The following is a 15,724-nucleotide window of genomic DNA, read 5'->3' on the forward strand; positions in this document are numbered from 1 at the left end:
AGATGAACGATTCCCCACGCCTTCCGCACGTCATGAGGAGCGAACGTCAAGTGGAGAACGAGCAGAAGCTTCGGGACTACCTCAAGCGGGTCATCGCCGACCTTCACCAGACGCGCCAGCGGCTGCGCGAGGCCGAGTCCAGCGAGCAGGAGCCCATCGCCATCGTGGGGATGAGCTGCCGGTTCCCCGGTGACGTCAACTCCCCGGACGACCTGTGGCAGTTGGTCGCCTCGGGCACGGACGCCGTATCGGCGTTCCCCACCGACCGCGGCTGGGATCTGGACGGCCTGTTCGACCCCGATCCGGACCACCCGGGCACCTCCTATGTACGGGAGGGGGCCTTCCTGCACGATGCCGCCCGCTTCGACGCCGCCTTCTTCGGGATCTCGCCGCGCGAGGCGGTGGCCATGGACCCCCAGCAGCGGCTGCTGCTGGAAAGCTCCTGGGAGGCGTTCGAGCATGCCGGAATCGACCCGAGGTCGGTGCGCGGCAGCCGGACCGGGGTCTTCGCCGGCGTGATCTACCACGACTATCTGGCCCGTCTCCATGACATCCCCGAGGAGTTCGAGGGATACCTCAGCCACGGAAGCGCGGGCAGCATCGCCTCCGGCCGGGTGGCCTACACCCTCGGTCTGGAAGGGCCGGCCGTGACGGTGGACACCGCCTGCTCCTCGTCCCTGGTGGCCCTGCATCTGGCCGTCCAGGCGCTGCGCCAGGGCGAGTGCTCCCTCGCACTGGCCGGCGGCGTCACCGTGATGTCCGCGCCCAGCACCTTCCTGGAGTTCTCCCGGCAGCGCGGCCTGGCCCGGGACGGGCGCTGCAAGCCGTTCGCCGCCGCGGCGGACGGCACCGGCTGGGGCGAGGGCGTCGGCATGCTCCTGGTGGAGCGGCTCTCCGATGCCCGGCGCAACGGCCACCCGGTCCTCGCCGTGGTGCGCGGTTCCGCGGTGAACCAGGACGGTGCCAGCAGCCGGCTCACCGCCCCCAACGGCCCCGCCCAGCAGCGGGTCATCCAGCAGGCCCTGATCGCCGGCAACCTGACGCCGGAGCAGGTCGAGGTGGTGGAGGCGCACGGCACCGGCACCAAGCTGGGCGACCCGATCGAGGCGCAGGCGCTGCTGGCCGCCTATGGCCGGCACCGCCGCCACGGCCGGCCGCTGTGGCTGGGGTCGGTGAAGTCCAACATCGGACACACTCAGGCCGCCGCGGGCGTGGCCGGTGTGATCAAGATGGTGATGGCGATGCGCCATGGCGTGCTGCCGCGGACCCTGCACTTCGACCGGCCGACCCCCGAGGTGGACTGGACCGCGGGCGCCGTCGAACCGCTCACCGAGAACACCCCCTGGCCGGAGACCGGCGAACCGCGCCGGGCCGGGGTGTCCTCGTTCGGCATGAGCGGCACCAACGCCCATGTGATCCTCGAACAGCCCGAACCGGCCGGTGAGGAGACCGATGGGGAGACCGGTGGGGACGGCGCACCGGTCCATGGCGCTGCCACCCTGCCCTGGATCCTGTCCGGCCGCACCGAAGCCGCCCTGCTGGACCAGGCCGCCCGGCTGGCGGCACACCTGCGGGCCCACCCCGGGGCGCGACCGGCCGATGTGGGCCACTCGCTGGCCACCACCCGGGCGCTGTTCGAGCACCGCGCGGCCGTGATCGGAACCGACCGCGACCAGCTGCTCCAGGGCCTGGACACCCTCGCCGAAGGCGGGGCGTCGGCCGGGGTGCTGCGCGGCACGGCCACCGGCCACACCGCGGACGTCGTCTTCGTCTTTCCCGGCCAGGGCTCCCAGTGGGCCGGCATGGCGGTCGAACTGCTGGACACCTCCGAGGTGTTCGCGGCCCGGATGCGGGACTGCGCGGCGGCCCTGGAACCCTTCACCGACTGGTCGCTCCTGGATGTGGTCCGCGGCGAGCCCGGGGCACCGTCCCTGGACCGAGTCGATGTGGTCCAGCCGGTGCTGTTCGCGGTGATGGTGTCGCTGGCCGCGGTCTGGCAGGCCCATGGGGTCCGGCCGGCCGCCGTGCTCGGCCACTCCCAGGGCGAGATCGCCGCCGCCGCGGTGGCCGGCGCGCTCAGCCTCGAGGACGCGGCCCGGGTCGTCGCCCTGCGCAGCCAGGCCCTGACCGAGTTGTCCGGTCTGGGTGGCATGGTCTCGGTGGCACTGCCGGTCGCCGAGCTGGAACAGCGCCTGGCCCGTTGGGCGGACCGGCTCGCCATCGCGGCGATCAACGGCCCCGCCTCCGTGGTCGTCTCCGGAGACCCGGGGGCGCTGGACGAACTGCTGGCCGACTGCGCGGCCCAGGAGATCCGGGCACGCCGGGTCGCGGTGGACTATGCCTCGCACTCCGCCCAGGTGGAGGCCATCGAGGAACGGCTGCTGACCGCGCTCGCACCGATCGCGCCCCGGACCGCCGAGGTGACGTTCTGCTCGACGGTGACCGGCGAGGCCATCGACACCGCCGGGCTCGACGCCGCGTACTGGTACCGCAACCTGCGTCGGACGGTCCACTTCGAACAGGCCGTACGCACCCTGTCCCAGCAGGCCCGCCCGGTCTTCATCGAGGTGAGCCCGCACCCCGTACTGACCATGGGCATGCAGGAAGTCCTGTCCGGCATCGACGGCGCGGCCGCCGCCCTGGGCACCCTGCGCCGCGGCGAAGGCGGCATCGGCCGCTTCCTCACCTCGCTCGCCGAGGCCCACACCCAAGGCGTCCGGGTTGACTGGCAGACGGTGTTCGCCGGGCACGGCGCCCGCCGGGTGGAACTGCCCACCTACCCCTTTCAGCACGAGCACTACTGGATCCAGGACACCGGCCGGCCGCCGGGTGACGCCGGTGGACTCGGCCTGGGACCGGCCGAACACCCGCTGCTGGGCGCGGCGGTGACCCTGGCCGACGGGAACGGCTTCCTGCTGACCGGACGGCTGTCCCTGGCCACCCATCCCTGGCTCGCCGACCACGCGTTCCTGGGCACCGTCCTGCTGCCGGGGGCCGCGTTCGTGGAACTGGCCATCAACGCGGGCGACCAGGTCGGATGCGGCCGGGTGGCGGAGCTGACGCTACAGGCCCCGCTGCTGCTGTCCGAATCCGAGCCGGTTGACATCCAACTGCTGGTGGGTGCGCCCGACGCATCCGGACACCGCGGACTGAGCGTGCACTCCCGCCCGGCCGGCGCCCTCTCCCATGAGCCGTGGACCCTGAACGCGGAAGGCGTCCTGGCCGGGGGCGGCCGGCCGGCCCCGGCAGGCCCGGCGGCCTGGCCCCCGCCGGGAGCTGTGCCGGTGCCGATCGAGGACCTGTACCAGCGGCTGGCCGAAACGGGCCTGGAATACGGTCCCCTGTTCCAGGGGCTCCGTGCCGTATGGCGGTGCGGCGACGAACTGGCCGCCGAGGTGGAACTGCCGCGGGGAGCCGAGGCCGACGCCGGGCTGTACGGGGTCCACCCCGCGCTGCTGGACGCGGCGGTGCACGCCATCGGCGCCGGAGGTCTCATATCCGGCCCGCGGGAAACGGCCGGCACCGGGGAGGCGGCCGAGTCCCGGCTGGCGTTCTCCTGGTCGGATGTGAGCCTGTACGCCACCGGCGCCTCGGCGCTGCGGGTGCGGCTGTCCCGGGTGGGCGCGGACGCGGTGTCGCTGGCGGTGACCGATGTCTCCGGCTCGCCGGTGGCCTCGGTGGGATCGCTGACCCTGCGCCCGCTGTCGCGCGGGCAGTTGGGCGCCGCGCAGGACACCCCGAACGGTTCGCTGTTCCGGTTGGACTGGACGGCGTCCGCGCCCTCCGCTCCCCGGGACGCCGTCTCCTACGCGGTGCTGGACGACCGCTTCGGGCTGGCGGAAGGACTGGCCGGGGCGGCCGCCCCGGCCCGGACCTACCGGACGGTGGCCGAGCTGACCGCGTCCGGTGATCCGGTGCCGGACGTGGTCCTGGCGCCGGTCGAGGGCTCCGGCCCGGGCGCCGAAGCCGTACACCTGGCGGCGGACGCCGCGTTGACCCTGCTGCGGTCCTGGCTGGCCGAGGAGTCGCTGGCGGCATCCCGGCTGGTGATCGTGACCCGGGGCGCGGTGGCCGCGACCGCCGGGGACACCGTGCCGGATCCCGCCGCCGCGGCGGTGTGGGGCCTGGTGCGTTCCGCGCAGTCGGAACACCCGGACCGGTTCCTGCTGCTGGACATCGACGAGCACACCGAGTCCCCCGGCGCGGTGCCGGCGGCGATCGGCACCGGTGAGCCGCAGCTCGCGGTGCGCGGGGGAGCGGCCCTGGTGGCCAGGCTGACCCGGGCCACCACGCCGAACGTCGGCACCCGGCCCACCGAGCCCTTCGGCGCGGACGGCACTGTGCTGGTCACCGGTGGCACCGGGGCGCTGGGCAAGGTGCTGGCGCGGCACCTGGTGGCCGAACACGGGGCGCGGCGGCTGCTGTTGACCAGCCGTCGCGGTGCGGCCGCGCCGGGCGCGGCGGAGCTGGTGGCCGAGTTGACGGCGGCGGGCGCGTCGGTACGGGTGGCCGCGGTGGACGTGGCGGACCGGGAGGCGCTGGCCGAGGTGCTGGCGCAGATCCCGGCCGAGCACCCGCTGACCGCCGTGGTGCACACGGCCGGAGTGGCGGCCGGCGGTGTGGTGGCCACGCTGGAACCGGAGCGACTGGCCGAGGTGCTGCGCCCCAAGGCGGACGGAGCGTGGAACCTGCACGAGCTGACGCGGGACCTGGACCTGTCGGCGTTTGTACTGTTCTCCTCCGCCGCCGGGCTCATGGGCGGTGCCGGCCAGGGCGGTTACGCCGCGGCCAATACCGCCCTGGACGCACTGGCCGGGTACCGCAGAGCGGCCGGACTGCCCGCGCAGTCCCTGGCCTGGGGCCTGTGGGCCGAGGCGGACGGAATGCTGGGCGGCCTGAGCGAGGCCGAGGAGGAGCGGATGCGCCGCGCCGGAATGGCCGCGCTGTCCGCCACCGAGGGCATGGCCCTGTTCGACCTGGCCGGCCGGCTGGACGACACCGTGCTGGTCCCCATGCACCTGGACCCCGCCCGGCTGCGCACCGCCGCCGACCAGGAGCAGCCGCACCTGCTGCGCGGACTGCTGCGCCGCCCGGCCCGGCCCACGGCGGCCGGGACCGCTCGCGCGGACGCCGCGCGGCCGGAGGCGGCCCAGCGGCTGGCCGGGCTGTCCGAGGCCGAGCGCGAGCGCACCCTGGAGGACCTGGTCCGTACCCATGTGGCGGCGGTCCTCGGCCATGCGTCACCACAGACGATCGAGCCGGACCAGGCGTTCAAGGACCTGGGCTTCGACTCGCTGACGGCGGTGGAACTCCGTAACCGGCTGAGCACCGCCACCGGCCTGCGGCTGCCCCCCACGCTGGCCTTCGACTACCCCACCCCCGGGGGCATGGCCCGCTACCTCAGCACCGAACTGCTCGGCGAGGGCGAGCGGTTCGCGGCAGCGGTGACCGCGGTGCGCACCGATGAGCCGATCGCCATTGTGGGCATGGCCTGCCGTTACCCCGGCGGCGTACGGTCCCCCGAGGACTTGTGGCGGCTGGTCGCGAACGGCGGCGAGGGCATCGGCGCATTCCCCACCGACCGCGGCTGGGACCTGGAGAAGGTGCTGCGCGACGCCGCACCCGACAAGCCGGGCACCTCGTACACCTCCGAGGGCGGATTCCTCTACGACGCCGACCACTTCGACCCGGGCCTGTTCGGCATCTCGCCGCGCGAGGCGCGCATCATGGACCCGCAGCAGCGGCTGCTGCTGGAGACCTCCTGGGAGGTCTTCGAACGGGCCGGCATCGACTCCGCCTCGCTCAAGGGCAGCCGCACCGGCGTGTTCGCCGGTGTGATGTACCAGGGCTACGCCGCCCAGCTCGCCTCCGCCCTCGACGGTGACGAGGGCTATCTGGGCACCGGCAACTCGACCAGCGTGGCCTCCGGACGGCTCGCCTACACCTTCGGACTCGAAGGCCCGGCGGTGACCGTAGACACGGCCTGTTCGTCCTCGCTGGTGGCCCTGCACCTGGCCGCCCAGTCGCTGCGGCAGGGCGAATGCACCCTCGCCCTGGCCGGCGGGGCGACGGTGATGGCCACCCCAGGCACCTTTGTGGAGTTCTCCCGTCAGCGCGGGCTGGCCACCGACGGACGGGTCAAGGCCTTCGCCGAGGCGGCCGACGGCACCGGGCTGGCGGAGGGCGTGGGCCTGCTGCTCCTGGAGCGGCTCTCGGATGCCCGGCGCAACGGCCACCGGGTGCTGGCGCTGGTCCGCAGCAGCGCGGTCAACCAGGACGGTGCGTCCAACGGTCTGACCGCGCCCAACGGCCCATCGCAGCAGCGGGTGATCCGGCAGGCGCTGGACGGTGCCGGACTGTCCGGCGCGGACATCGACGTGGTGGAGGCGCACGGCACCGGCACCACGCTCGGTGACCCGATCGAGGCCCAGGCGCTGCTGGCCACCTACGGGCAGAACCGTGACCCCGGGCAGCCGCTGTGGCTGGGGTCGGTGAAGTCCAACATCGGCCACACCCAGGCCGCCGCGGGCGTGGCCGGTGTGATCAAGATGGTGATGGCCATGCGGCACGGTGTGTTGCCCCGCACCCTCCATGTCGATGCGCCCTCCTCCCAGGTGGACTGGTCGGCGGGCGCCGTGGAGTTGCTCACCGAGGAGCGCGACTGGCCCGCCCTGGACCGGCCGCGCCGGGCGGCCGTCTCCTCCTTCGGCATCAGCGGCACCAACGCCCACACCATCCTGGAACAGGCCCCTGTGGAACAGGCTCCCGTGGAGCAGGCTCCCGTGGACGAGGCCGCCGTGGAAGAGGCCCCCGCACCGGCCCGGACCGGCACGGCCGCCCCGGAGCTGCCGTGGCTGCTCTCGGGCCGGACCGAGGCGGCGCTGACCGCGCAGGCACAGCGGCTGTATGCCCATCTGCGGGCAGTGCCGGAGGCCGACCCCGCCGACGTCGGTCTGTCCCTGGCGGTGTCCCGGACGATGCTGGAGCACCGGGCGGCGATCGTCGCCGCGGACCGTGAGGGACTGCTCGCCGGGCTGGCCGCGCTGGCCGCCGGACGGGGTGCGCCCGGCCTGGTGCGCGGCGTGGCCGCCGGCCGGGGCCGGGTCGGCTTCCTGTTCACCGGGCAGGGTGCGCAGCGGGTGGGCATGGGCCGCGAACTGTATGCGGCGTTCCCGGTGTTCGCAGAGGCCCTCGACGAGGTGTGCGAGCGCTTCCAGGGGCGGCTGGACCGGTCACTGCGGGAGGTGGTGTTCGAGGACGCGACGGCCCTCGACCGGACCATGTACACCCAGGCGGCCCTGTTCGCGCTGGAGGTGGCGCTGTACCGGCTGGTCGAGTCCTGGGGGGTGACCCCGGACTGGCTGGCGGGCCATTCGATCGGCGAGCTGTCGGCCGCTCATGTGGCGGGCGTGCTGACCCTGGACGACGCCTGTGCGCTGGTGGCGGCTCGTGGCCGGCTGATGCAGGCGCTGCCCGCCGGTGGCGCGATGGCGGCCGTACAGGCGACCGAGGCCGAGGTGACGGCGGCTCTGGCGGGACATACCGAGCGGGTGTCGGTCGCCGCGGTCAACGGGCCGGCCTCGGTGGTGATTTCGGGCGACGAGGACCTGGTCGTGGAGATCGCGTCCCGGTTCGCGGAGCAGGGCCGCAAGACCAAGCGGCTGACGGTCTCCCACGCCTTCCACTCACCGCGCATGGAGCCGATGCTGGCCGAATTCCGCGAGGTGGCCACCCAGTTGGCGTTCCAACCGCCGCAGATCGCCCTGATCTCGAATGTGACGGGTGAGCCGGCCACGGCCGAGGAGCTGTGCTCGGCCGAGTACTGGGTACGCCAGGTGCGGCAGCCGGTCCGGTTCGCCGACGGGGTGCGGGCGCTGGCCGGACAGGGCGTGACCACACTGATCGAGCTGGGCCCGGACGGAGTGCTGTCCGCGATGGCCCAGGAGACGCTGGCCCAACGGCCGTCCGGGCAGGACGCGTTGGCCGATGGCGCCGAGATGCTGTGTGTACCCGTACTGCGGGACGGCCGTACGGAGGCACAGACCCTGATCACCGCGCTGTCCGGCGCCTACACCCATGGTGTGCCGGTGGACTGGGCGCGGTTCTTCGCCGGCCGGAGCGCCTCCCTGACGGAGCTGCCCACCTATGCCTTCCAGCACCAGCGGTACTGGCCGCAGGCGCCGGTGGACGCGGCGCCGGCACTTTCGGCGGATCCGGCGGACACCGAGTTCTGGGACGCGGTCGAGCGCGCCGATGTGGCGGCGGTGGCCGGCGCTCTGGAGGTCGGCGAGGAGCAGCGGGCCCCGCTGAGTGCGGTGCTGCCTGCCCTGTCCTCCTGGCGGCAGCGGCACCGTACCCGGTCCATGGCGGACTCCTGGCGCTACCGGACCGACTGGCAGCCCTCGACGGAGAACACCGCCCCGGTGTTGTCCGGCCGATGGCTGGTGGTGGCCCCGCAGGGCCAGGCCGGTCCGGAGTGGGCCACCGCGACGGCGGACGCGCTGGGCGCGCACGGCGCCCGGACGGTGCCGGTCGAGGCGGGGCAGGGCGGTCGTAGCGAACTGGCCGAGCGGCTGGCCGGCATCGACGGGCCGGTCGCCGGCGTGCTGTCGCTGCTCGCCCCGGACGGCCGGCAGGGTGCGCTGCGCACGATGGAGCTGGTGCAGGCACTGGGCGACGCCCGGATCACGGCACCGCTGTGGTGCCTGACGCGGGGCGCGGTGTCGGTGGGCCGCTCGGACCGGCCGGCCGCCCCGGAGCAGGCCCTGATCTGGGGCCTCGGCCGTGTCGTGGCCCTGGAGCACCCGGACCGCTGGGGCGGGCTGATCGACCTCCCCGAGACCATGGACGAGCGGGCCGCGGCGCGCCTGGCGGGCGTGCTCGCGGGCACGGGCGAGGAGAGCGAACTGGCCCTGCGGCCCTCGGGCGTCTTCGTACGCCGCCTGATCCGGGCGCCCCGGCCGGCCGGGACGAGCGCGGCGCCGCAGCTGTCCGGCTCGGTACTGGTGACCGGCGGTACCGGCGCACTGGGAGCCAGGGTCGCGCGGTGGCTGGTCCGTCATGGGGCGGAGCACCTGGTGCTGACCAGCCGCCGGGGCCCGGCGGCCGAGGGCGCGGCCCAGCTCCGCGACGAGCTGACCGCGCTCGGCGCCGAGGTCACCCTGGCCGCCTGCGATGTGGCCGACCCGCGGGCGCTGGCGGCGGTGCTGGCGGCCATCCCGGCCGAGCGGCCGCTGACCGCCGTGGTGCACACGGCGGGGGTGCTGGACGACGGTGTGCTGGACGGACTGACCCCCGACCGGTTCGAGGCCGTGCTGCGCGCCAAGGCCGAGGGCGCCCGGCACCTGCATGAGCAGACCCGGGACCTGGAGCTGTCGGCGTTTGTGCTGTTCTCCTCGATCGCCGGAGTGGTCGGCAGCGCCGGCCAGGCCAACTACGCGGCAGCCAACGCCTATCTGGACGCTCTCGCGGAGCAGCGGCGGGCCGATGGCCTGCCCGCGCTCTCCATCGCCTGGGGCGCCTGGGCCGACGCCGGGATGGCGGAGACCGAGGAGACCGCGCACCGCCTGGCGCGCGGCGGCGTGTCCGCGATGGACCCGGAAGCGGCGCTCGGCGCACTGGAGCGGTCCTGGCAGCAGGACCTGGCGCAGGTCGTCATCGCCGATGTGGACTGGGCACGTTTCGCCCCCGCCGCGAGCGCCCGGCAGCACAGGCTGCTGGCCGGCCTCCCCGAGCTCCAGCACATCGCTCAGGCACAGGCCGGAGCCGGTGCGGCCGACGCCGCCGCGACCGGCGGCGCGGCCGAGCTGGTGCGACGCCTGACCGGGCTGCCCGGGGACGAACGGCTGCGCCTGGTACAGGAGTTGGTGCTGGAGCAGGTGGCGACCGTACTAGGGCATGGTGCCCCGGACGCAGTGCCGGTCCGGACCGCCTTCCGCGAGCTGGGCTTTGACTCACTGACTGCGCTGGAGCTGCGCAACGCGCTGGCCGCCACCACCGGCTTGGCCCTGCCCGCGACCGTGGTCTTCGACTACCCCACCCCCCGTGAGCTGGCCCGGCAGCTGGCCGCGGAACTCCTCGGCGAGACCGGAACCCCCGAGGGGGAGCCGGCCGCCGCGGTGCCGCACGACGAGCCGCTGGCGATCGTGGCGATGAGCTGCCGCTTCGCCGGCGGGGTGCGATCCCCCGAGCAGCTGTGGCAGCAACTGCGCGACGGAGTCGACGCCATCGGGGAGTTCCCCACCGACCGTGGCTGGGATCTGGCGAAGCTGTACGACCCCGATCCGGACCAGCCGGGCACCAGCTATGTGCGCGAGGGCGGATTCCTGGCGGACGCCGCCCACTTCGACGCCGCGTTCTTCGGCATCAGCCCCCGGGAAGCACTGGCCATGGACCCGCAGCAGCGGTTGCTGCTGGAGACCTCATGGGAGGCGTTCGAGCGGGCCGGCATCGACCCGGACGCCCTCCGCGGCAGCCGGACCGGCGTCTATATCGGATCCAACGGCCAGGACTACGGCACCCTGCTGCTGCACTCCGCCGAGGACGTCGGCGGATACCTGGCCACCGGCAGCGCGGCCAGCGTGGTGTCCGGACGGCTCGCCTACACCTTCGGTCTGGAGGGCCCCACGGTCACCGTGGACACCGCCTGCTCCTCCTCGCTGGTGGCCCTCCACCTGGCGGCCCAGGCACTGCGCCAGGGCGAGTGCTCCATGGCGCTGGCCGGCGGGGTGACGGTGATGACCACCCCCGGCCCCTTCACCGAGTTCTCCCGGCAGCGCGGGCTGGCCCCGGACGGGCGCTGCAAGCCCTTCGCGGCCGCCGCGGACGGCACCGGCTGGGGCGAGGGCGTCGGCCTGCTGCTGGTGGAGCGGCTCTCCGACGCCGAGCGCCATGGCCACCCGGTGCTCGCGGTGCTGCGTGGCAGCGCCATCAACCAGGACGGCGCCTCCAACGGCCTCACCGCGCCCAACGGCCCCTCCCAGCAGCGGGTCATCCGGCAGGCCCTGGCCAACGCCCGGCTCACCGCCTCCGATATTGACGCGGTGGAGGCACATGGCACCGGCACCAGCCTCGGCGATCCGATCGAGGCCCAGGCGCTGCTGGCCACCTACGGCCAGGACCGTGACCCCGGGCAGCCGCTGTGGCTGGGGTCGGTGAAGTCGAACATCGGCCACACCCAGGCCGCCGCGGGCGTGGCCGGTGTGATCAAGATGGTGATGGCCATGCACCATGGCGAACTGCCGCGGACCCTGCATGTGGACGAGCCCTCACCGCATATCGACTGGTCCACCGGCACGGTGCGGCTGCTGACCGAGGACACCGCCTGGCCGGACACCGGCCGGCCGCGCCGGGCCGGTGTGTCCGCCTTCGGCATGAGCGGCACCAACGCCCATGTGATCGTGGAACAGGCACCGGACCCGGCCCCGGCGGACGTACAGCCCGCCGTGCCCGTCACGGCCGAGGGCACGCTGCTGCCCTGGCCGGTGTCGGCGAAGAGCCCCGACGCACTGCGCGAGCAGGCCGGCCGGCTGCGCGCCCACCTGGACGCCCATCCGGAGGCCGACCCTGCCGACATCGGGTACGCCCTGGCCACCTCCCGCGCCGCGTTCCCCCACCGGGCCGTGCTGCTCGCCGCCGACCGGGCCGGCTTCCAACGGGCCCTGTCCGCGCTGGCACAGGGCCACAGCGATCCCGATGTGCTCGAAACGACCGTCGAGTCCACCGGCCGTACCGTCTTCGTCTTCCCCGGCCAGGGCTCCCAGTGGGCCGGCATGGCGGCCGAACTCCTCGACGCCTCCCCGGTGTTCGCGCGGCGGTTCGCCGAATGCTCCCGGGCCCTCGGCGGTTATGTGGACTGGTCACCGGAGGAGGTGCTGCGCGGCACGCCCGGCGCGCCGCCACTGGAGCGGGTGGACGTCGTACAGCCGCTGCTGTTCGCCGTCATGGTCTCGCTGGCCGAGCTGTGGCGCGCGTACGCCATCCATCCGGCGGCGGTGGTGGGACATTCCCAGGGCGAGATAGCCGCCGCCTGTGTGGCCGGCGCCCTGTCGCTGCCGGACGCGGCGCGGGTGGTCGCGCTGCGCAGCAAGGCGCTCGGCGCGCTGTCCGGCCGCGGCGGCATGGTGTCGGTGGCACTGCCGGTGGACGAGCTGACCGAACGCCTGGAGCCCTTCGGCGGCCGCCTCTCGGTCGCCGCGGTGAATGGCCCCGGGTCGGTGGTGGTCTCGGGCGAACCCGAGGCCCTGGACGAGCTGATGACCGGCTGCGCGGCCGAGGAGATCCGGTGCCGCAGGATCCCGGTGGACTACGCCTCCCACTCCGCCCAGGTGGAATCCCTGCGCGAGGAGCTGCTCCGGGAGCTGGGGCCGATCACCCCGCGCCCGGCGGAGGTCCCCTTCATCTCGACGGTCACCGGCGACTGGCTGGACACCGAGCAGCTCGACGCCGAGTACTGGTACACCAACCTGCGCCGGCCGGTCCGCCTCGACCGGGCCACCCGGCGCCTGCTGGAGCAGGACTTCCGCCTCTTCGTCGAGGCCAGCGCGCACCCGGTGCTCACCATCGGACTGCAGGAGACCTTCGACGAGCTGGGCAGCGATGCCCGGGCGGTCGGTTCGCTGCGGCGCGACGAGGGCGGCACCGACCGCTTCCTGCGGTCGCTGGCCGAGGCCCAGATACAGGGCGCGACACCGGACTGGAACACGGTGTTCGCCGGCCGCCCCGCCCGCCGGGTGGAGCTGCCGACCTATCCGTTCCAGGGACAGCGGTACTGGCCCCAGGCCGCCGCGCCGGTGGGCGATGTGGCCGGCCTCGGCCTCGGCGCCACCGGCCACCCGCTGCTGGGCGCCGCGCTCGAACTGCCCGATTCCGATGGCCTGGTCTTCACCGGGCGCCTCTCGCTCGCGACGCACCCCTGGCTGGCGGACCATCTGGTGATGGGCTCGGCGCTGCTGCCCGGCACGGCGTTTGTGGAGCTGGCGCTGCGGGCCGGCCGGCAGGCCGGCTGTGAGCAAGTGGAAGAACTCACCCTGGAGACACCCCTGGTGGTGCCCGAACAGGGCGCGGTGGTGCTACGGCTCGCGGTCGCCGGCCCGGACGAGTCCGGGCACCGCGCACTGAGCCTGTACTCCCGGCCGGACGGCGCCGAGCCCGACGCACCCTGGACCCGGCACGCCGAGGGCTCGCTGACCGCGGCCGCCGAGGCACGGCCGGCGGGCGCGATCACCGCCTGGCCGCCCGCCGGGGCCGAACCGGTGGCCATCGACGGCTTCCATGAGCGGCTGGCCGAGACCGGCGTGGTGTACGGACCGGCTTTCCAGGGCCTGCGGTCCGTCTGGCGGCGGAGCACCACGGCAGCCGGCCCCGACACGGCGGACGGCACCGAGATCTTCGCCGAGGTCCAGCTGCCCGACGGGGTACCGGCCGACGGTTTCACCCTGCACCCGGCGCTGCTCGACGGCGCCTTGCAGGCGGCCGCCGCCGATGCCCTGATGGGCGACCCGGCCGGCGAGACCCGGGCGACCCGTCCGTTCTCCTGGCGCGGCATCCGGGTGTACGCGCCGGGGGCGGCCACCGTGCTGCGCGTCACGCTCGGCTCGGCAGGCGCGGACGCGCTGTCGGTGACCGTGGCGGACGCCACCGGGGCCCCGGTGGCCGAGGTTGACGCGGTGGTCTCGCGACCGGTCTCCCCGGCCCAGCTCCCCGCCGCCGGAACCGGCGACTCGATGTTCCGGCTCGACTGGAAGGCGCTGCCGCCGGCCACCGGACCCACGCCGGCCACCGGTGCCTGGGCGCTGCTGGGCGAGTCCGACCCCGAGCTGACCGCCGCCCTCGCCACGCCCGGCACCGTGACCTACCCCGACCTGGCCGCCCTGCTCGCGGCGAGCGAGGGCGGCACACCGCTCCCGCCGGTGGTCATCGCGCCCTGCCTGCCCCGCCCCGCCACCGTGGACCCGGCGGAGACGGCCCGGGCCACCGCCCACCAGGTGCTCGGACTGCTCCAGGGCTGGCTGGCCGACGAGCGTTCCGCCGCGTCCCGGCTGGTGGTGCTGACCCGCGGAGCGGTGTCCACCCACCCGGCGGAGGATGTGCCGGACCTGGCGAGCGCCCCGGTGTGGGGCCTGGTGCGCTCGGCGCAGTCGGAGAACCCCGACCGGTTCCTGCTGGTGGACCTCGACGGCCACCAGGACTCGTACCGGGAACTGCCGCGCGCCATCGGCTCGTCCCTCGACCCGGCCCTGGACGAGGTGCAACTCGCCCTGCGTGCCGGGCGGGTGCGGGTGCCCCGGCTGACCCGGGCGGGCGCCGTTGAACCCGGAGGACCGGCCGAGGCCGCCGCGCCCAGGCGGCTCGACCCGCAGGGCACCGTACTGATCACCGGCGCCACCGGCGGTCTCGCCATGCTGCTGGCCCGCCACCTGGTGACCGAACACGAGGTACGGCACCTGGTACTGGCCAGCCGCCGCGGCCCGGCGGGCGATGGCATGCCCGAACTCCGCGCCGAACTCGCCGGACTGGGCGCCCAGGTGACCGTGGCGGCCTGCGATATGACCGACCGCGACGCACTGAAGCGCCTGCTGGCCGAGATCCCCGCCGCACACCCGCTGACCGCCGTGATCCACACGGCGGGGGTGACCGCGGACGGCGTGATCGGCTCGCTGACCCCGGACGGGCTGGACCGGGTGCTGCGCCCGAAGGTTGACGCGGTGCTCAACCTGCACGAGCTGACCCGGTCCCTGGATCTGACGGCGTTTGTGCTCTACTCCTCCTTCTCCGGGCTCTTCGGCAGCCCCGGTGTGGGCAACTACGCCGCGGCCAACGCCTTCCTGGACGCCTTCGCCCGGCACCGCCGGGCCCAGGGGCTGCCCGCGCTGTCGCTGGCCTGGGGGCTGTGGGCGGAGAGCACGGGCATGGGCGGCCGGCTGGAGGACGTGGACCGTACCCGCATGGCACGCGGCGGAGTTCGGCCGATGCCGGCGGAGTTCGGCCTGGCCCTGTTCGACGCCGCCTTCCGGCGGGCCGAAGCGGTGCTGGTACCGGCCCGGCTGGAACTGGGGGCCCTGCAGATGCAGGCCCGGGCCGCCGGAGTCCCGGTGCCCGTGGTCCTGCGCGACCTGGTCCGAGGCGCCGCCCGGCCGCGGCCCGAGCAGGCCTCGGAGACCACCGGCACCCTGCAAGGCCGCCTCGAGGGGCTGTCGGAGGAGGAGCGGGAACGCCTGCTCCTGGACCTGGTACGGACCCATGTCGCCACCGTGCTCGGCTATGCCGGACCGGAGGCGGTCGGCCCGCGACAGACCTTCAAGGAGTCCGGCTTCGACTCGCTGACCGCGGTTGACCTGCGGAACCGGCTGAACGCGGCCACCGGTCAACGGCTGCCGGCCACCTTGGTGTTCGACTTCCCCACCCCGACCGCCCTGGCCCGCTACCTGCTCGCGGAACTGGCCCCGGCGCCCTCGGCACCGGCCGTCCCGCTGCTGGAGGACATCGGCAAGCTCGAATCCGCGTTCTCCGCCATGACCCCGGACGTACTCGCCGGGACGGCCCTGGACGAGGCCGCCCTGGACAGCATCACGGAGCGTCTGCGAACCCTGCTCTCGACGTGGAGCGACACCCGTGCCGAGGCGCGGGGCGAAGCCGCCCCGTATGAACTCGACTCGGCCACCGACGACGACATCTTCGACTACATCGACAAGAAATTCGGAAAAGGCTGACCACGTGCCCGGCC

Annotated in this window: 1 protein-coding gene; it reads left to right on the plus strand. The window is 74.3% G+C overall.

The features are described from left to right. Positions 1 to 2: 2 nt before the first annotated feature. Positions 3 to 15,710 carry a type I polyketide synthase gene (locus CV755_RS07090; protein ID WP_422070514.1) on the plus strand — a complete coding sequence of 5,236 codons (15,708 nt, stop codon included), beginning with the start codon at positions 3 to 5 and terminating at the stop codon, positions 15,708 to 15,710. Positions 15,711 to 15,724 lie beyond the last annotated feature (14 nt).

It is taken from the genome of Streptomyces orinoci, from assembly GCF_003121295.1.
In the GTDB taxonomy this organism is placed as follows: Bacteria; Actinomycetota; Actinomycetes; order Streptomycetales; family Streptomycetaceae; genus Streptomyces; species Streptomyces orinoci.

What these genes read in the sequence shown, in the direction of transcription:
- CV755_RS07090 (WP_422070514.1), top strand. Translation starts at nt 3, where the DNA reads ATGAACGATTCCCCACGCCTTCCGCACGTCATGAGGAGCGAACGTCAA.